Origin of the sequence: Paraburkholderia bannensis (assembly GCF_014200455.1) — a bacterium.
In the GTDB taxonomy this organism is placed as follows: domain Bacteria; phylum Pseudomonadota; class Gammaproteobacteria; order Burkholderiales; family Burkholderiaceae; genus Paraburkholderia; species Paraburkholderia bannensis_A.
On record NZ_JACHBW010000008.1, the window covers coordinates 123,317 to 140,949 of the forward strand.

Sequence of the window (17,633 nt, forward strand, 5' to 3'; positions counted from 1 at the left end):
GGTGGCCAATGCACGGCGACTGGGCCCAGGAATCGAAAGTCGACGCAACCCCATCGAGCCCTGCCGCCTATTCAGCCTCATTCAGCCTCATTCACCCCTACTGCGCCGCGCGCAGCTTGCCCACCTGCTCCGCCGTCACCGTGCCCTCCTTCGAGCCGAAATGGCTCAGCACGAAATTGGCGAGCGCCGCGATATCCGAATCGCTGTATGCACCTGCGAAGCCCGGCATTTGCTGCAAGCGACCGTTGACCGTCAGCGAGGTGCCGTTGAGCAACACCTGCACGAGCGCGGCACCAGACGGATCGTTCACCGCATGGCTGCCGACGAGCGACGCGTAATCGCTCTGGCGGCCTGCGCCGTTCCACTGGTGGCAGCCCACGCAATCGCCCGCGAACAACCGCTGACCGCGTTCGAGCGCCGGGTTTGCAGCCACCGCACCGGGCAGCACCGCATTCGAAGCGCGCGCCGCCGAAGGATCGAGGTTGATCGTCGCGGCGGCGCTCGTCTGTGCGCCGGTCGCGGGCGCGACGCTGCGCAGATACGTGACAAGCGCCGCGATATCGCCGGGCGTCAGATACTGCAGGCTATGTTCGACGACATCGGCCATCGGCCCCGCCGCCGAACTGCGCCCCGGCGCATGCCCTTGCGACAGATACTGGGCAACCTGCTGGTCGCTCCACGCGCCAATGCCGTAACTCTGGTCCGAGGTGGTGTTGTAAGCCTTCCAGCCTTCGATTTCCGCACCCGACAGATAGTCGCGCGACTTCATCGCGAAGCCCGCGTTACGCGGCGTATGACACTCGCCGCAATGGCCGAGCGCCGTGGCGAGATACGCGCCTCGATTCCACTCGACGCTCTTCGCCGGATCGGTCGCGAAACGCTGCTCGTGGAAGAACAGCACGTTCCACACGCCCATGCCTACGCGCTGGTTGTACGGGAACGACAGCTCGTTCGCGGGCGGCGCTTGATGCACGGCGGGCAAGCTCAGCAGATACTGCTTGATCGCCAGCACATCGTCGCGGCTTAACTGTGTGTACGAGGTGTACGGCATCGCCGGGTACAGATTGCCGTGCGAGCCGATGCCCGCGCGTACGGCCTGCACGAAGGCGTCGTCGCTCCAGTTGCCGATGCCGGTGTCCTTGTCGGGCGTGAGATTGGTGGCGTAAAGGGTGCCAAAGGGCAGCTTGAACGGCCGTCCGCCCGCGTAGGGCGTGCCGCCTTGCGCCGTATGGCAGGCGACGCAATCGGCGGCCTTGGCGAGATATTCGCCGTGCGCCACGGCGGCCGCCAGATCGGCGGGCGTGCCCGCGACAGGCGGCTGCGGCTCGGTGCCAGCGGGCGATAGCCACGCGCGGCCGCACAGGACGGCGGCGGCTACGACCGCCGCGAGCGCTGTATAGCCGATGATTCTGCGAATTTTCACGATGTATGGTTGCGTTGGGTGTTGTCGATTCGAAGCAAGCGGGAGGCTCACGCCGGGCGCAGCGCATCGCCCAGCGGCAGCGAGCGGATCGTCGCGCCCGTGGCGGCGGCCAGCGCGTTGGCCACGGCGGGCGCGGCGGGCGGCACCCCGGGCTCGCCAATGCCGGTCGGCGCTTCCTTCGACGGCACGATATGCACCTCGACCACCGGCATGCCGCTCATGCGCAGCACCGGGTAATCGTTGAAATTGCCCTGCCTGACGTGCCCCTTGTCGAACGTGATCGCCGTGCGCAGGAAGGTGAGGCCGAAACCGATGCCGCCCTCCACCTGGGTCGCGACGATGTCCGGATTCACCACCATGCCGCAATCGACCGCACACACCACTCGGTCCACCGTGAACGCGCCATCGGCCTGCACGGTCACTTCCGCCACCTGCGCCACATACGTGCCGAAGGCAAGTTGCAGCGCGATGCCGCGCCCGCGCCGCGTGCCTTGCGGCCCCGGCTTGAGCGGCGTGGACCAGGCCGCCTTCTGCGCAACGAGTTCGAGCACGCCGCGATGGCGCGGCATGTTGCCGAGCAGCGCATGACGGAATGCATAGGGATCCTTACCGGCCGCACGCGCGGCTTCGTCCATCATGGTTTCGCCGACGAAAGCCGAATGCGTATGCCCGACCGAGCGCATCCACTGCGTCTGCACCGGCAGCTTCGCCTTGTGCTGCGCGACGCGGAAATTGGGAATCGCATAGGGAATATCGGCAGCGCCTTCGACCAGCACCGGATCGATCGAATCGGGCTTCGGCAGCTGCATGAAGCTCTGTCCCACCACATCGTGATTCCACGACACCAGCGCGCCCGCCTTATCGACCGCCACGCGCACCTTGTGCACCGTGAGCGGCCGGTAATAGCCCGCGCGCATATCGTCCTCACGCATCCACACCAGCTTCACGGGCGCCGTCACGCCTTGCGCGTGCGCCGCGCGCGCCACCCGGGCCGCCTCGCGCACGAAGTCCGAATGCGGATTGGCGCGACGGCCAAAACTGCCGCCCGCATAGAGCTGATGAATCGTCACCTGCTCGGGCTTCAGGCCCAGTTCCTTCGCCGCCATCGACTGGTCGGCGGTGTGCCATTGCTCGCCGTTCCAGATCTCGCAGCGATCGCCCTGCAACTGGATCAGGCAGTTCATCGGCTCCATCGGCGCATGCGCGAGATAGGGCTGCTCGTAGACGGCCTCGATATACTTGCCGCCCTCCGGCGCTGCCGTGAGCACCTTGCCGCGCTGCTCGGCCACATTGCCGGGCTGATCCGCGAGCGTGCGGAACTGGCTGAAGATATCCGTCGAACTGAGCGCGAACGCGCGGCTGTCGTCCCAGGTAATGTTCAGCGCGTCGCGCCCCTGGCGCGCGATCCACGTGTTCGACGCCAGCACGGCCACGCCGCCCTGCACTTCGTCGTCGCCGGGAATCTGCACGACGGCGACCACGCCGCGAATCGCCTTGGCCTTGCTCGCATCGACATGACGGACCGTGCCGCCCAGACGCGGGGGATGCGCGATCACGGCCACCAGCATCCCCGGCAGCTTCATATCCTGGGTGTAAATGGCCGAGCCGTTCACCTTCGCCGGAATATCGACGCGCTTCGTATCGCGCTTGCCGATCAGCCTGAATTCGCCCGGTTGCTTGAGCGCGACTTTGGCGGGCACGGGTTCGCGCGCGGCGGCGGCCACGAACTGGCCATAGCCCGCGCGACGGCCCGAGGCCGCATGGACGATCACGCCGTCCTCCACATGCAGCGTGGCCGGGTCCACCTTCCATTGCTTCGCGGCGGCGCTGACCAGCATCACGCGCGCGGCGGCGGCGGCTTCGCGCATCTGCTTCCACGCCCCGGCCATCGCCGTGCTGCCGCCAGTGGCCTGCAAGGTCCAGCCGAACGCGGCGAACATGGGGTTCGCGTATTTCTTCACGTCAGCAGGCGCGGCTTCGACGCTGACCTTGTCGAGCGGCACATCGAGCTCGTCGGCGGCGAGCGTGGCAAGGCCCGTAAAGGTGCCCTGGCCCATCTCCAGATACTCGGCGATGACCGTCACCGCTCCACTGGCATCCACGCGGATAAAGGCATTCGGTTCGAAGCTGAACTGCGTGGCGTTCTTCGCCGGATCGAGCGTGGCCGCGACGGCGAGGCCGCCGCGAAAACCGACCGCGAGCGTGAGCGCCGACATGCCGGCCAGAAACTGGCGGCGCGAGATCGCCGCGCGTGCGCCGTCGTGAGTGAGTTTCGGATCACGCATGCTTGAGCGCCTCCGAAGCTTCGTGGATCGCGGCGCGAATCCGCTGATAGGTCGCACAGCGGCAGATGTTGCCGCTCATGGCGTCGTCGATTTCGGCATCGGTGGGATTCGGTTGGGTCTTGAGCAGCGCGACCGCCGACATCACCTGCCCCGACTGGCAGTAGCCGCACTGCGGCGCCTGCTTTTCGATCCACGCGGCCTGCACGGCGGCACCGACTTTCTGCTCGTGGACGGCTTCGATGGTCGTCACGCTGCGCCCCGAGATCGCGCCAACCGGCGTCACGCAGGCGCGCGCCGGCTGGCCATCCAGATGCACGGTGCAGGCGCCGCACAGCGCCATGCCGCAGCCGAACTTGGTGCCCGTGAGGCCGAGTTCGTCGCGCAGATACCAGAGCAGCGGCATCTCGGGATCGCCATCGAATTGATGGTGCTGACCATTAATCACAATTTCTACCATGATCCTGGACCTTCTATGTGGGGAGCGGCCGGGCCCTGCGCTCACGCGCGGACCGGCCATATGTTGCTGGAATACGCAGGCGCTGAATAATGGACGAGGCCTCGTGCAGGACGAGCAAAAACGGCACGCCCGTTCGCGCACGACCTTCCGAGTCTAGTTGCGCGAAGCCGGATCGGCCATGCCGAAAAATCCGTATTACCTGCCTGAAAATCTCGAATGACGCTCGGGGAACCCTGTCGCCGGGCTAAACATGGCGCATTACATTGATGAACAAGAATGCGCAGCGCGCACGAGAATCTGCTGACCTGTCTGCACTTTTTCACATGTCATGCAAATTACGCATAACGCTATGTGTATTCAGCATTGGACGCGATCTATGCATCGCCCGAGTATCCGCGTTCGGCATTCAAGCCAGCCGGTCGCCCCTACCCAAAGGCGGCCACGCATCGCGCATACACGCACGTAAGAGGCGGCGCGAATGCCTGTAACGACGACGGGAATCGCCGCGCAACCCGCAGCGATATCCCGCGCTCTGGACATGAGGAGATGACGTGAGCAGTTCTGTAAAACGACATATTGGCCCGTTCGCGCTGATGTTTACCGGCCTCGGGTCGATCATCGGCTCCGGCTGGCTGTTCGGCGCATGGAAGGCCGCCAAGATCGCGGGTCCCGCTGCGATCTGCGCCTGGATCATCGGCGCGGTGGTGATTCTGGCGATTGCGCTCACCTATGCCGAACTCGGCGCGATGTTCCCGGAATCGGGCGGCATGGTCCGCTACGCCCGTTACTCGCATGGCGCGCTGGTGGGTTTTATCAGCGCATGGGCGAACTGGATCGCCATCGTTTCGGTCATTCCCATCGAAGCCGAAGCCTCCATCCAGTACATGAGCACCTGGCCCTATCCATGGGCGCAAGCGCTGTTCGTCGATGGCTCATTGACACACTCCGGGCTGTTCCTTTCCGCGCTGCTCGTGATCGTGTATTTCATGCTGAATTACTGGGGCGTGAAAGTCTTTGCACGCGCCAATAGCGCCATCACGATCTTCAAGTTCATCATCCCGGGTCTGACGATTGCCGGCCTGATGGCGACCGGCTTCCACCACGAAAACTTCGGCGAAGCCAGCACCTTCGCGCCGTATGGCTGGTCGGCCGTGTTCACGGCAGTTGCAACCAGCGGCATCGTGTTCGCGTTCAACGGCTTCCAGAGCCCGATCAACCTCGCGGGCGAAGCGCGCAATCCGTCGAAGAGCGTGCCGTTCGCGGTGATCGGCTCGATCCTGTGCGCGCTCGTGATCTACGTGCTGCTGCAGGTGGCGTATATCGGCGCGGTCGAGCCTTCCGAAGTCATGAAGGGCTGGGATACGTTCAACTTCAAGTCGCCGTTCGCGGAACTCGCGATCGCACTGAACCTGAACTGGCTGGCCATCCTGCTGTATGTCGACGCATTCGTGAGCCCGAGCGGCACCGGCACGACCTATATGGCTACGACCTCGCGCATGATCTACGCGATGGAGCGCAACAACACGATGCCGGCGATGTTCGGCAACGTGCACCCGTTCTACGGCGTGCCGCGTCAGGCGATGTGGTTCAACCTCGCCATCTCGTTCATCTTCATGTTCTTCTTCCGCGGCTGGAGTTCGCTGGCGGCGGTGATTTCGGTGGCAACCGTGATCTCGTACCTCACGGGCCCGATCAGCCTGATGGCCCTGAAGCGCGCTGCAACGGACGTCGAACGTCCGCTGTCGGTGCCGTTCATGAAGGTCATCGCGCCGTTCGCCTTCGTCTGCGCATCGATGATCCTGTACTGGGCCAAGTGGCCGCTGACGGGCGAAATCATTCTGCTGATGGTTGTCGCGCTGCCGGTCTACTTCTACTTCCAGGCCAAGCAGGGCTTCGGCGGTTGGGGCCAGGATCTGAAGGCGGCATGGTGGTTGTGCGCCTACCTGCCGACGATGGCGGTGCTCTCGCTGATCGGCAGCAAGCAGTTCGGCGGTCACGACCTGATTCCCTACGGCTGGGACATGCTGGTGGTGGCGCTGTTCTCGCTGGGCTTCTACTTCTGGGGCGTGAATTCGGGCTACCGCACGCCTTACCTCGCCGAGCGCGAAAGCCACGCGGAATATGAATCGCTGCCCACCGAAGCCCGGGTTTAATGGCAGAACTGGCAGGAATGGCAGGCGCGGCATCGATTCATGAATCCCATCGATAAGGGCATGCAACCGTAGCACCTTAATCGGACGCCTGCTCGATGCTAGAGTCCAAAGCGGTATCAGCGTAATCGTTGCATCGCAAGAAACGGGATGGCCGGCTTCACGCCAATGGCCATCCCGTTTGCTTTACGTCTGTCCTGCATCCAGTACGTCTACCGCACGCTCCACATAAACACAGGATTCCGAATCATTCCGATGACCACTTTCAACGCCACGCAAGCCGTCTCGCCCGCGCTCACCCGCTACACGACGGACACGGTTCTCGACGGTTTATGGAAGCGCAGCCCGCTTTCGCCGCGCGATCGTAGCATCGTGACGGTGAGCGCGCTGCCAACGGCCAGAGCGCGCAGATTCCGTATCACCTCAACCGTGCCATGGACAACGGCTTGACTCAGGAGGAAGCGGCCGAAGCGCTCACGCAACTCGCGTTCTACGCGGGCTGGCCGATGACGTTTTCGGCGATGCCGGTGTTCAAGGAGGTGTTCGGCCAGCGCGCCGGCTGAAGCGGCGCGCGAGCCGAAGGCTACGCCTGGGCATCCTGCAGCACAGGCAGCAGTTTTTCGAAGTGATAGCCGGGCGGATGCACGTCGCCGAAGTCGTGCGCCGAAAGCAAGGTGTATCCGCTCGTGGTGTACAGACCCACCGCTTCGGGCTGGCGTGGCCCCGTGCCCAGAAACACCCGCGTATAGCCCTGGCGCGCCGCCTGCGCTTCCAGTTCCACCAGCACGCGGCGCGCGAGTCCCTGGCGGCGCTCGTGACGGCTGGCCCAGATCCGCTTGAATTCCGCCGTGCCCGCATCCGCATGCGGCATGAACGCGCCGCCCGCCACCGCCACGCCATCGCGCAGCAACAACACGAAGGCCCCGCGCGGCTGCACGAAATCCTCATCGGGATAGCGCGTCATCTCGCGTTCGAGATCTTCAGCGGCAATCACATCCGCGTAGCGGCTGCGATATTCCTCGGCAAGCTCGGCGAACAAGGGCTGCGCGCGCGGGTCTCGCACCGTGACGTAGACAAACGCCTCATGCGCCATCAATGCACCTTCGGAAAGCCGTGGCGTTCGGCCAGCAAGGCAAGAATGCGCTTCGGGTCGGTGACGAAGCGCGTATCGCCCAGCGCCAGGGCGTCGTCGGGCACCGGATGTTCATCGCCCAGCACGAGCGCGGGCAAGCCTTGATGGGCTTCATCCAGCGCCGCAATCACCTCGGCACGCGGACGCGCGAATCCCACGCGCTTCACTTCCAGCTGTGCCGCACGCGTGGGATCGCTCGCGAGCAAGCCTTCGATGGAAAGGCCATGCGGGCAAACGAACAGTTCGCCGGGGTGCTTCGGGTCGGTAAAAGCGGGTTCCAGCAGCAGCAGCAAGTCCTGGCTCATGTCGAGCGACTCCTTTTATTTGATCAGGATAACGATTTATTTCGACCGGCTCATCAAGCCGCGATCTGTGCGGGCGGATTCGTTGCGGCCGAAGCACGCCACTGCAAGGCCGGGGCAATCCGCGTAATGAAATCCTCAAGAATCTGCCGGTAGTTCTCGAACGGCAGATCGTAGGGCAATTCCAGCCGCAGTTCGCGCACTTGCGCGAGCACCGGATCGGCCTGTAGTTGCGCGATGATCTCCTCGGACGTACCGACGATATCCGGCACGAAGACCGTGCGCCGCTCGCCGCGCGGCGCCAGCGTGCGCTCGTGGCGGCCCGCCGCGAACGCGCGATAGCGCTCGCGCGTATCGGCATCGGCGCTGTCGAACGGCACGATCACACGGCCAAGCGCCACGCGTGACGGCTGCGCGCCGGCCCAATGCTGGCGATAGATCTCCAGCTGACGCAATTGCGCCTCGCGATAATCGTCGGTGCCCTCGCCCGTCGTGATGTTGCCGATCAGCAGATTGAAGCCGTTGCGCGCAGCCCATTCGACCGAACGCTGCGAGCCGCCGCCATACCAGAGCCGCGCGGCCAGACCCGGTGCATGCGGCGTGATGCGCGGGCGCACGCGCCCAGCCGCCGATTCGACGAAGCTCTCCTCGTCGCCCAGCCATTCGCCGCTCAGGTTGCGGCGCAAGCGCTCGACGCGCGCATGGGTAAAGTCGATCTGCGCGGGATCGGTGTCGAACAGGCGCTCGCCCAGCAAACCGCCGTGCCCCGGCGCGCCCGCGCTTAGACCCACATTGAGCCGTCCGCCCGAAAGCACGTCCACGCTCGCGAGATCCTCGGCAAGACGGAACGGGTTTTCGTAGCCCATCTGGATCACGGCGGCGCCCAGGCCGATGCGCGTGGTGCGCTGGCTCGCCGCCGCAAGAAAAGTGGCCGCCGACGACACCGCATGTTCGAGATGGCGCTGTCGAACCCAGGCGCTGTCGTAGCCCAGCGACTCGCCGGTTTGAAAGAGTTCGAGCGCGGCTTCGATGCCCGCGCGCGGCGCGTCATCGCGATAGTTGGCGGGCGTGAGAAAGGCGATGTGATCGATATGAGCTGCGCACATACGTTCGTTGTTTGAAAGGGAATGAAAGGTGTCAGGCGTCGCGCAAACCCGGCGGGTTCGTTTCGGCGCGCTCGACGGCTTCGGATTCGATGGCCCAGCGCGTCAGCGCCGCGCGATATTGGCCGCTCTGGATCAGCTTGTTGGTCGCCAGCGTGAGCGCGGGAGCCAGGCCGCTGTCCTTGCGCGTGGCGACCGCCACATCGGCGTTATCCGGCCAGCCCGCGTTGACGGTGCCGACCTTGCGGATGCCGCCCTGGGTGGCCGCCTCGTAGGCGAGCGGCGCATCGGGATTCAGTTCGGCGTCGGCGCGGCCCGAAACCAGTGCGAGCCGCGACGAGGCGCGATCGTCGAAATAGAGCCATTGCGCGGCCTTCAAACCCTGCGCCACGTTGCGGCGGTTCCATTCGATCAGGATGCGCTCCTGGATCGTGCCCGACCCGGTGATGACGCGCAGGCCCGCGATGTCCTTCGGCTCGCGGATCGACTGGATACGGCTGTTCGATCCCACGTAGAACGCGTGCAGCCCCAACCGGTAGGTCGTGAAATCGAACTTGCGCTTGCGCGCCTCGGTCACGCCAACGTTCGAGATCACCGCATCGTATTTGCCGCTCGCAAGACCCAGCGGCCAGTCGGCCCAGGCGACCGGCACGAAGCTGATGCCGAGGCCAAGCGCATCGGCCAGCAGTTGGGCGTAGTCCGGATCCGCGCCCACGATGCTGCGCGCGTCCGTGGCGTAAGTTGCAATCGGCGGCGCGAACGGCGCAACCGCCACCGTCAGCACGCCGGGCGTGACGAACCGGTAACCCGCCACCGCGCGTTGCGCTTCGGCATCGCGCTGCGCGCGCGGACGGCCACGCTGCTGCGGACTGAAATCGAAATCCGCTACCGAAGCGGCTTGCGCTCTTCGCGCAGGGAGCGCTAGAGGCGCTGCGCCCAGGGCGGCCAGTTTCAGGAGAAAATCGCGTCTTTGCGGAACATTTGCGCTCGCAACAAATTTACGTGACTTCATATCAGAGCACCTTGGAAAGGAATTCACGCGTGCGAGAGTGAGACGGATTGCCGAGCACCTGGGCTGGCGGCCCCGCTTCGACTACCCGGCCGCCATCCATGAAGACAATCGTGTCCGCCACTTCACGCGCGAAGCCGATTTCATGCGTGACGATCACCAGCGTCGTACCCGAGCGCGCCAGCTGGCGAATCACGTCGAGCACTTCATTGACGAGTTCTGGGTCGAGCGCCGAGGTCGGTTCGTCGAACAGCAGCACCTTGGGCTTGAGCGCAAGCGCACGCGCGATCGCCACACGCTGCTGCTGGCCACCGGAAAGCTGGCGCGGCCAGGCGTCGGCCTTATCGGCCAGGCCCACACGGGCCAGCAACGCACGCGCTTCGGCCCGTGCCTGGGCGCGCGGCACACCGGCCGCAATTGGCGCTTCGGTGATGTTGTCGAGCACGCTCAGGTGCGGGAACAAATTGAAGTTCTGAAACACCATGCCGACTTCAGCGCGATGACGCAGGATGTCTTTTTCCTTCAGCTCATAGAGCGTGCGTCCTTCGCGGCGATAGCCGACCAGTTCGCCGTCGATATCGATAAAGCCATCGTCGACACTTTCGAGGTGATTGATCGAGCGTAGGAGTGTCGATTTGCCGGAGCCGGATTGGCCAAGAATCACCGTCACGCTGCCCGGCGGCACCGTGAGCGATACATTGTCGAGCACCTTGAGCGAGCCAAAGCTCTTCGAAACATTATGGATGCCTACACGAGCGCCATTGCGGCGTTGCGCCCAGCCCGCGTCGCCTTGCGGCGCTTCGTTCGCGACCGGCCCGGTCTTCGCACGCGCAAACGGCTTGAGCAACGACGACACCAGCGCAGAGCGTTGCGGCTGCGAGCGCGTTGCGCCACGCGCATAGTGGCGCTCGATATGCACCTGAATCGCGGACAGCACGGTGAGAATCACCAGATACCAGATGGTCGCCACCATCAACAGTGGAATCACCTCCAGATTGCGGTGATAGACGATCTGCACGGTATAAAACAGATCCGGCATGGCGAGGATGTAGACCACCGACGTCCCCTTGGCCAGCCCGATCACATCGTTGAAGGCAGTCGGCAACACCGCGCGCATCGCTTGCGGCAAGACGATACGCCACGCTTGCCGTGCGTGCGGCAACCCGAGTGCGGCAGCGGCTTCACGCTGGCCTTGATCGACCGAGAGAATGCCGCCGCGAAACGCTTCAGCGGCAAACGCAGCATGGTTGAGCGACAAGCCCACTACCGCCGCCAGGAACGGGCTGATGAGATCCGTGGTCGGGCCGTTATAGAACGTGAGATGCGTGAACGGCACGCCAATCCAAACGGTCTCGTAGAGATAGCCCAGATTGTTCAGCAGCAGCAACAGCACAATCGGCGGAATCGAGCGGAACAACCACACGAACGCCCACGCGCACGCCGCCAGCAATGGCGAGCGCGAGAGCCGCGCCAGCGCGATCGGCACAGCCAGCGCGAAACCGATCACCGCGCCCACCAGCGTGAGCAGCAAAGTGCGCGACAGCCCTTCGAGGATCGGTTCCGCGAAGAACCATTGCGCGAAAACGCTCCATTCCCAGCGCGGGTTGCCCAGCACGGAATGCAGCACCAGCGCGATCAGCACGACGGCGAGCACGGTGCCCGCAGTGCGCGCACGATGGCGCGCGGGCACGACGCGAAAATGCGCGTAATCGTTGGCGTCGTGCGCGGCGTTGCCGCCGCGCGCGGACGAAGGGACGGCGATGTGAGGGGTGTCGCTCATGGTTCGATGTTCCTGCTCGATTCGGCGTTCATGGCGTCACTGGGCTTTGGCGAGCGCGTAACGGCTCTCGCGTCGCGGCAGTCCGAGATGGTCGCGCAGCGTGTCGCCGCTCAGGCGGCGGCTGTACGCGTCAATCGAGCGCGCGATATTGGCTTCGTCGCCGTTGAAATGGCCTGCGTAGCAGAAGTCCCAGCCGTGCTTCGCGGCAAGACGCGCGCTATCCGGGCTGCCGCCCAGCAACACGCGCTGCGGCGCTTCGGGAGGCACCGGCAGCGCCACCGCGCCGGCCAGCGCGTGATCCTCTGGCACGCCCCATTTGAGGAAAGCGTCCAGTTCCGCGAGTTGCGCGGCAAAGTCGGGCTTTTTCGCCTTGTCGTGGAACCATTGCAGCGCGCGCGTGGTGAGCGGCAGGCCGCCCGGCGCCTTGCCCACGCCCAGATCCACGCGACCCGGCGCGAGCGACGCGAGCACGCGGAACGTTTCGGCGACCTTGAACGGGCTGTAATGCTGGAGCATCACGCCGCCGGAACCCACGCGTATGCGGGAGGTATGCGCAAGCAGATGCGAGACCACGATTTCCGGCGCTGAACTCGCGAGACCCGGTGCGCCGTGATGTTCGGCGATCCAGAAACGCTGGTAGCCAAGGGCTTCCGCGCGTTGCGCCAGGCGAATCGTAAAGCGCAGCGCATCGTGCGCGCTCGCGCCTTCGGCGATCGGGCTTTTGTCGAGAATGGAAAGAGACCAGACCATATCACTCCTTCCCCATGCGCGGGTTGCGCACAGGTCGAACGGTTTTAAGCGGTGACGAGTGGGTGTATTCGCAGACTGCTCGATACGCTCCAGACATTATGTCGACGCAATGCGCCGGAGCGTACGAGCGATTTCTGCTATGCATATCAGTGCGGGCGCACGATGTTTAGGAGCCGATTTTTAATCGGCTTAAAACTGATACCGCGCGCGCAGGTAATAAAAGCCGCCATTTATGCCGACATTCGACGCGTAGCCGTCGTACTGCACGCCTTCGAGCTGATTCACGTAAGGAATCTTCGAGGGATAGACATCGAACAGATTGTTCGCGCCCACCGCGATCTGGAATTTCTTCGTCACGTCATAGCGCACTTCCACATCGGTGACGTAACGCGCGGCGTTTTCGACGTGCTGGAACTGCGTGGTCGAAAACGCATTCGGCCCGACGATATAGGTCAATTCGCTGGACGTGGAGCCGTAGCGCGTTTCATGCAGGCTCACTGCCCATTTGTCGCGATGCCAGGTGCCGCCGATAATGATCTTGTTCTTGGGCGTCGAAGTGGTCAGCCAGCCGATCTGCTGCGCATTGAGCGCGGCCGTACCGTTGGCATTCTTCGCCACATCGCGCACCGAGGTCGTGTTCAGGTTCACGCCCAGATCCCAGTCCACCTGGCCAAAACTGCCGAAGCCTGTGTGGTACGTGCCGGTCAGATCGATGCCGCGCGTGCGCGTACTCGCGCCGTTGGTGAAGTAGCTGGCCGACACCGCCGAAAGCGGCACCGAACCGGGCACCGACAATCCAGCCGCCTCGATCGCAGCAAGCGCATCCGCACCCGCTGCCGTACCGCCCAACACGATGCGATTGCGGATATCGATCTGGTACGCATCGAGCGTGAGATGCAGGTTATCGACCGGCTGCAGCACAAAGCCGACGTTATAGTTGGTCGACTCCTCGGGCTTGAGCGACTGCGCGCCAATCAGCCTCGCCGCCGCCGAATTCGCAGCCAGCAGGCCTTGCGCGGAAGCCGGCGACACGTTCACATTCGTGTAGTACTCCTCGGCGAGCGAGGGTGCGCGGAAACCCGTGCTGACGCTGCCGCGAACTGCAATGCGCGGCGTCAAGTCGTAACGCGTCGAGATCTTGCCGTTGGTGGTGTCGCCCACATCGTTGTAATGCTCGTAGCGGCCCGAAAGATCGATCTGCCAATTCTGCGTGATCTTCGTCGCCAGATCGATATAGGTGCCGAATACGTTGCGCGAGGTGTCGCTCGCGCTCACGGGGGCAAGACCCGGCAGCGCCTGCGCGCCGCCATCCAGATACGAATACAGATCGCCCGCGCCCACGGTATAGGTTTCGCGCCGCTCCTCCACGCCGAACGAAACATGCAGCGGCCCCGCCAGCAGCGGCAGATTGAAGGCGCGCGAGAAGTCCAGGTTATTGGTGAGCTGCGTGTTGCTGACGGTAGCCAGGTGGAACGTGGTGGGCGTGAAGCCTTGCGCCGCGTAGAGGCCGGTGTTGGCGGAATCGACCATGCCCATGTTGTCGTGGTCGCCGCCGTAGGTCGTGCTCAAGTCCCATGACCAGCCGAACAGATTGTCGCCCTTGATGCCCGCCGTGATCGAGTAGTCGTTCTCGTTGACGGTTTCCTGCGGCGTGAAGCCGTTCGGATAGATCGACGGCAGCACTGAAGGCGGACGATAGTTCTGGTATGCGCTGCCATTACGGTGCGCATAGGTGCCGAAGCCGTACAGCTCGACGTTGTCGCCCAGGTAATAGCCCGCGTTGAAACCCACCGACTCACGCGTGGCCGACGGATCGCCCAGTATGCGGTTGTAATAGCCCTGCCCTTGCGGGAAGGTGCCGAAGTAATCGTCGGGGCCGGTGCGCACGGTATGGTTCTGGCGCGCGTATTCCGCACTCAGATCGAGAAAGCCCTTATCGCCGAGATTGAAGCCGATATTCGCCGATTCGGCGTTCTTCAGGCCGTCGCCCGCGTAAGTCTGGCCCGTCGTCGACGTCACTTCGCCGCCGTGCGAGGCGCGCTTGAGAATGATGTTGATGACGCCTGCGATGGCGTCGGAGCCGTATTGCGCCGCCGCGCCGTCACGCAGGATTTCGATGTGGTCGATCAGCGCGATGGGGATCATGTCCACATCGACGCCCGTCGCGCCCTGGTTCAAGCCGCCATCCAGCGAGATATTCGCCGTGGTATGGCGGCGCTTGCCGTTCACGAGCACCAGCACGTGATCGGGGCTCAAGCCGTGCAACGAAAGCGTGTTGGTGAGCAAGGCCGCGTCGCCCGCGTAGGTCTCGTGGCCGATCGAGGGCGAAAGCTGCACGAGTGCGTCGCGCAGATTGGTTTGGCCGGTCGAGCGCAGCTGCTGACCGCTGATGACGTCGACGGGCGTGAGACTCTTGCTCGCCTTCGTTTGCGTGCGGCTGCCGGTGACCACGACGGTATCTTGCTGCACGGTGTTGTTGGCGGCACTGCTCACTGCGGCGCTGCTGCTCGCACCCTCCGCCGGCGCTGCCGCTTCCTGTGCCCAGACCGCGCCGTTGCAGGCCAGCGCCAGCACCGCTGCGGAAAGCGTCGTGCGGCGCAGGCGTGGCGCATGACGTGCGCTCAGTGTTGTTCTCACCGACCCAAAACCCGAAGCATGAATATTGTTTTTCGTTTTCATTCGAACAACTTATTAATTTAAAGACTGCTTTGTTTTCATGCGCCGACATCCCCGTTACTCGCGACTGCTAGCGAAATCCGGGAACGTCGGCGCCCGTTCCCGGATGCGCACTCAAGGTTCGTTGCCCACCAGCCCTATCTTTGTCGCGCCTTCGCGCTGTGCGGCCGCCATCACCTGCGCCACCGCGCTATAAGGCGCGGCTTTGTCCGGCGAGAGATGAATCTCCGGTTGATCCGGCTGAGCCGCGACTTCGGCCATGTGGTGCTCCAGATCCGCGCCCGCCGCGAGCGGCGCGCCGTTCCACTGAAGCGCGCCAGTCGGGCCGATATCGATCTGCACCACCGGTGGCGGCGTGGCCGGAGGCGGAGGGCTGTCCACCGGCAGATTCATTTTCACCGCATGCATCTGGATCGGGATCGTGATGATGAGCATGATCAGCAGCACCAGCATCACGTCGATGAGCGGAGTGGTGTTGATGTCCACCAGCACCTCCGGCTCGTCGTGGCCCGATGGGACGTTCATCGCCATCGTCTTGACTCCTTGTTGGAGCGGGCTTTCTGCCCGCTTTTTAAACCTATGTTGTCGCTCAGCCGCCGCGCGCGGGCGGTTGCGTGATGAACGAGACCTTGGCAATCCCTGCCCGTTCGCAGGTGCTCACCACGCGCGCGATGTACTCGTAGCGCGTGGCCTGATCGCCGCGCACATGCACCTCGGGCTGCGGGTCGCGCTGCGAGATGCCTTTCAGTTGCGTGAGCAACGTTCCCGCATCCACGCGTTTCTCGTTCCAGAACAGATCGCCGTCCTTGTCCACGGCAATCTCGATGCTGTCCGGCCTGGTTTGCAGCGGATTGACGGTCTCCTTCGGCAATTGCACCGGCACGGTATGCGTGACCACCGGAATCGTGATGAGGAAGATGATCAGCAAGACCAGCATCACGTCCACGAGCGGGGTCGTGTTGATGGAGGCGATGACTTCGTCTTCGCCGCCGTCCTGCGCTACGTTCATGGCCATGGCGTGTGTGCTCAGTGGGCGTTGACGACCGCGCGCACCGGGCGCTTGCGGCCCCCGGCGAGCAGCACCGTATGCAGTTGCGCAGCAAAGCCGCGCACGCGCTCCATCAGCGACTTGTTACGGCGCACGAGGAAGTTGTAGCCAAGCACTGCCGGCACGGCGACCGCGAGGCCGATCGCCGTCATGATGAGCGCCTCGCCCACCGGTCCCGCCACCTTGTCGATCGACGCCTGCCCTGCGATGCCGATGGCCGTGAGCGCGTGATAGATGCCCCAGACCGTGCCGAACAGTCCCACGAACGGCGCGGTCGAGCCAACCGTGGCGAGAAACGCCAGGCCGTCCTGCAGGCGGTTCGAGACGCTGTTGCTGGCGCGGTCGACTGACACCTGAATCCAGGTGTTGCGATCGACTTCTTCGAGCAGCGCTTCGTCGTGATGTTCGGCGGCTTCGATGCCCGTCTCGGCGATGAAGCGGAACGGCGAGTTTTCGTCGAGGTCGGCAACGCCCACGGCCAGCGACGGTGCGCTCCAGAGCTGCGCATCGGCCGTCTTCGCGCGGCGGGCGGCGCGCGCCTGCTCGACGAACTTGGTGATCATGATGTACCAGCTGCCCATCGACATCACCACCAGCACGACCAGCACGAAACGCGCGACGAAGTCGCCGTTGGCCCATAGCGCGCCCAGACCATAGGGGTTGACGTCGGCGGCGGCGGGCGCGCTTTGTGCCAGCACGAGCGGCGATGCGAGGAGCGTCACCACGCCAGCCGCAGCGGAAACGAGGCCGGCGGAACGCGCGGCAAGATTTTGCTTCTTCATGATTGCTCCAGAAATACGCTTAATTCAGGTTGAACGAAAACGGCACCTGCACGCGCACGGGCTGGCCCTGCGAGATGCAGTTGAACTTCTTGACGGTGTTGAAGGCGGCGCGGTCGAGCAAAGGATCGGCGGATTTTTCAACCTTCTCTTCCGTCACATGGCCCTGTGCGTCCACCACGAACGAGATCAGCACGTCGCCGGTGATGTTGTTGTCCTGCGCTTCCTCCGGGTACACCATCGCGGCGCGCACCTTGTCCGAATTCGGGCATACCACGCCGGCCTCGTGGCTCACCGGTTTCGCGGGCGCGGGCGGAGCCGGCGGCGCAACCGGTGCTGGCGGCGCGGGCGGGGCCGGGGTTTCCGACTGATGCGTGATGGTCGGCGCGGGCGGCGCGACTACCGGCACCTCAGGCTTCGGCACATAAGGCGCCACGCGCTTGGGCGGCGCGACCGGCTTTGGCGGCGGCAGCTTGACCGTGGGGATGGGCGGCGGAGGCGGCGGCTTGATGGTCTCCAGAATCCGCACTTCCACGGGCTTCTGGATAACCTGCACCACCTTGCTCGCGAGGCCGTTGAGCAAGGCCCAGATGAACACCACGTGCAACAGCAGTACGATGGCGATCCCCGCGTAGCGGCGCACCGATCCCTGCTTGCGCGCCCCGTATTGCCGCGGGCGCGCTGCCCACTTCCCCGCGACGACCACTGAGTCCGACATGAAGCGCTCCTTCTATTTCCA

The 17,633-nt window shown here is 64.2% G+C and carries 16 protein-coding genes and 1 pseudogene; 3 read left to right on the forward strand and 14 right to left on the reverse strand.

From position 1 onward, the window contains the following. Positions 1–97 precede the first annotated feature (97 nt). The 3 genes from F4827_RS14900 to F4827_RS14910 are packed head-to-tail and all read right to left on the reverse strand — an operon-like array spanning position 98 to position 4,165. Positions 98–1,423 (reverse strand): cytochrome c, encoded by a 1,326-nt coding sequence (locus F4827_RS14900; protein WP_183724705.1) that lies wholly within the window; start codon positions 1,421–1,423, stop codon positions 98–100. Between the two features lie 47 nt (positions 1,424–1,470). Further along, positions 1,471–3,708 carry a xanthine dehydrogenase family protein molybdopterin-binding subunit gene (locus F4827_RS14905; protein WP_183724706.1) on the reverse strand — a complete coding sequence of 746 codons (2,238 nt, stop codon included), beginning with the start codon at positions 3,706–3,708 and terminating at the stop codon, positions 1,471–1,473. Further along, positions 3,701–4,165, reverse strand: a complete 465-nt coding sequence (locus F4827_RS14910) for a (2Fe-2S)-binding protein (protein WP_183724707.1) — start codon at positions 4,163–4,165, stop codon at positions 3,701–3,703. Before F4827_RS14910 ends, F4827_RS14905 begins: the two co-directional genes overlap by 8 nt. A 551-nt stretch (positions 4,166–4,716) precedes the next feature. Between F4827_RS14910 and F4827_RS14915 the strand changes: the two genes are divergently transcribed. The 3 genes from F4827_RS14915 (at position 4,717) to F4827_RS35965 (ending at position 6,878) form a co-directional block, all read left to right on the forward strand. After that, on the forward strand, positions 4,717–6,318 hold the full coding sequence (locus F4827_RS14915; protein ID WP_183724708.1) for an APC family permease: 1,602 nt from the start codon (positions 4,717–4,719) through the stop codon (positions 6,316–6,318). Positions 6,319–6,465: 147 nt separating this feature from the next. After that, entirely contained in the window at positions 6,466–6,765 is a 300-nt protein-coding gene (locus F4827_RS35960; protein ID WP_409258795.1) for a hypothetical protein, read from the forward strand. Continuing rightward, positions 6,762–6,878, forward strand: coding sequence for a carboxymuconolactone decarboxylase family protein (locus F4827_RS35965; protein ID WP_409258796.1), 117 nt, complete (start codon positions 6,762–6,764; stop codon positions 6,876–6,878). The genes F4827_RS35960 and F4827_RS35965 overlap by 4 nt, the downstream gene beginning before the upstream one ends. Positions 6,879–6,898: 20 nt before the next feature. On the opposite strand, the gene F4827_RS14925 is transcribed toward F4827_RS35965, so the two are convergent. The 11 genes and pseudogenes from F4827_RS14925 to F4827_RS14975 all read right to left on the reverse strand — a co-directional run bounded on the left by F4827_RS14925 (position 6,899) and on the right by F4827_RS14975 (position 17,612). Further along, positions 6,899–7,408: a GNAT family N-acetyltransferase gene (locus tag F4827_RS14925; protein ID WP_221303693.1), complete on the reverse strand. Its 510-nt coding sequence runs from the start codon at positions 7,406–7,408 to the stop codon at positions 6,899–6,901. Beyond that, complete coding sequence (locus F4827_RS14930) at positions 7,408–7,752, reverse strand: DUF3088 domain-containing protein (RefSeq protein ID WP_183724710.1); 345 nt, start codon at positions 7,750–7,752, stop codon at positions 7,408–7,410. Before F4827_RS14930 ends, F4827_RS14925 begins: the two co-directional genes overlap by 1 nt. 53 nt (positions 7,753–7,805) lie before the next feature. Further along, entirely contained in the window at positions 7,806–8,855 is a 1,050-nt protein-coding gene (locus F4827_RS14935) for an LLM class flavin-dependent oxidoreductase (protein WP_183724711.1), read from the reverse strand. Between the two features lie 31 nt (positions 8,856–8,886). After that, positions 8,887–9,864 carry an ABC transporter substrate-binding protein gene (locus F4827_RS14940; RefSeq protein ID WP_183724712.1) on the reverse strand — a complete coding sequence of 326 codons (978 nt, stop codon included), beginning with the start codon at positions 9,862–9,864 and terminating at the stop codon, positions 8,887–8,889. Between the two features lies 1 nt (position 9,865). Continuing rightward, positions 9,866–11,641, reverse strand: coding sequence for an amino acid ABC transporter permease/ATP-binding protein (locus F4827_RS14945; protein ID WP_183724713.1), 1,776 nt, complete (start codon positions 11,639–11,641; stop codon positions 9,866–9,868). A 117-nt stretch (positions 11,642–11,758) separates the two neighbouring features. Beyond that, positions 11,759–12,391, reverse strand: a pseudogene (locus F4827_RS14950) (MsnO8 family LLM class oxidoreductase); the annotation flags it as partial. Between the two features lie 189 nt (positions 12,392–12,580). After that, complete coding sequence (locus F4827_RS14955) at positions 12,581–15,070, reverse strand: TonB-dependent siderophore receptor (RefSeq protein WP_183724714.1); 2,490 nt, start codon at positions 15,068–15,070, stop codon at positions 12,581–12,583. 111 nt (positions 15,071–15,181) lie between these two features. Beyond that, entirely contained in the window at positions 15,182–15,598 is a 417-nt protein-coding gene (locus F4827_RS14960) for a biopolymer transporter ExbD (protein ID WP_183724715.1), read from the reverse strand. Positions 15,599–15,656: 58 nt separating this feature from the next. Next, positions 15,657–16,082 carry a biopolymer transporter ExbD gene (locus tag F4827_RS14965; RefSeq protein ID WP_183724716.1) on the reverse strand — a complete coding sequence of 142 codons (426 nt, stop codon included), beginning with the start codon at positions 16,080–16,082 and terminating at the stop codon, positions 15,657–15,659. 11 nt (positions 16,083–16,093) lie between these two features. Beyond that, positions 16,094–16,897, reverse strand: a complete 804-nt coding sequence (locus tag F4827_RS14970; protein WP_183724717.1) for a MotA/TolQ/ExbB proton channel family protein — start codon at positions 16,895–16,897, stop codon at positions 16,094–16,096. 19 nt (positions 16,898–16,916) lie between these two features. Further along, positions 16,917–17,612 carry an energy transducer TonB gene (locus tag F4827_RS14975; RefSeq protein ID WP_183724718.1) on the reverse strand — a complete coding sequence of 232 codons (696 nt, stop codon included), beginning with the start codon at positions 17,610–17,612 and terminating at the stop codon, positions 16,917–16,919. Positions 17,613–17,633: the final 21 nt, after the last annotated feature.

Bases quoted from the DNA above. Each gene is read 5' to 3' on its own strand.
- F4827_RS14965 (WP_183724716.1), bottom strand. From the start codon at position 16,082: ATGGCCATGAACGTAGCGCAGGACGGCGGCGAAGACGAAGTCATCGCC.
- F4827_RS14940 (WP_183724712.1), bottom strand. From the start codon at position 9,864: ATGAAGTCACGTAAATTTGTTGCGAGCGCAAATGTTCCGCAAAGACGC.
- F4827_RS14905 (WP_183724706.1), bottom strand. From the start codon at position 3,708: ATGCGTGATCCGAAACTCACTCACGACGGCGCACGCGCGGCGATCTCG.
- F4827_RS14910 (WP_183724707.1), bottom strand. From the start codon at position 4,165: ATGGTAGAAATTGTGATTAATGGTCAGCACCATCAATTCGATGGCGAT.
- F4827_RS14970 (WP_183724717.1), bottom strand. From the start codon at position 16,897: ATGAAGAAGCAAAATCTTGCCGCGCGTTCCGCCGGCCTCGTTTCCGCT.
- F4827_RS14930 (WP_183724710.1), bottom strand. From the start codon at position 7,752: ATGAGCCAGGACTTGCTGCTGCTGCTGGAACCCGCTTTTACCGACCCG.
- F4827_RS35960 (WP_409258795.1), top strand. From the start codon at position 6,466: ATGGCCGGCTTCACGCCAATGGCCATCCCGTTTGCTTTACGTCTGTCC.
- F4827_RS14975 (WP_183724718.1), bottom strand. From the start codon at position 17,612: ATGTCGGACTCAGTGGTCGTCGCGGGGAAGTGGGCAGCGCGCCCGCGG.
- F4827_RS14955 (WP_183724714.1), bottom strand. From the start codon at position 15,070: ATGAAAACGAAAAACAATATTCATGCTTCGGGTTTTGGGTCGGTGAGA.
- F4827_RS14945 (WP_183724713.1), bottom strand. From the start codon at position 11,641: ATGAGCGACACCCCTCACATCGCCGTCCCTTCGTCCGCGCGCGGCGGC.
- F4827_RS14925 (WP_221303693.1), bottom strand. From the start codon at position 7,408: ATGGCGCATGAGGCGTTTGTCTACGTCACGGTGCGAGACCCGCGCGCG.
- F4827_RS14960 (WP_183724715.1), bottom strand. From the start codon at position 15,598: ATGGCGATGAACGTCCCATCGGGCCACGACGAGCCGGAGGTGCTGGTG.
- F4827_RS14935 (WP_183724711.1), bottom strand. From the start codon at position 8,855: ATGTGCGCAGCTCATATCGATCACATCGCCTTTCTCACGCCCGCCAAC.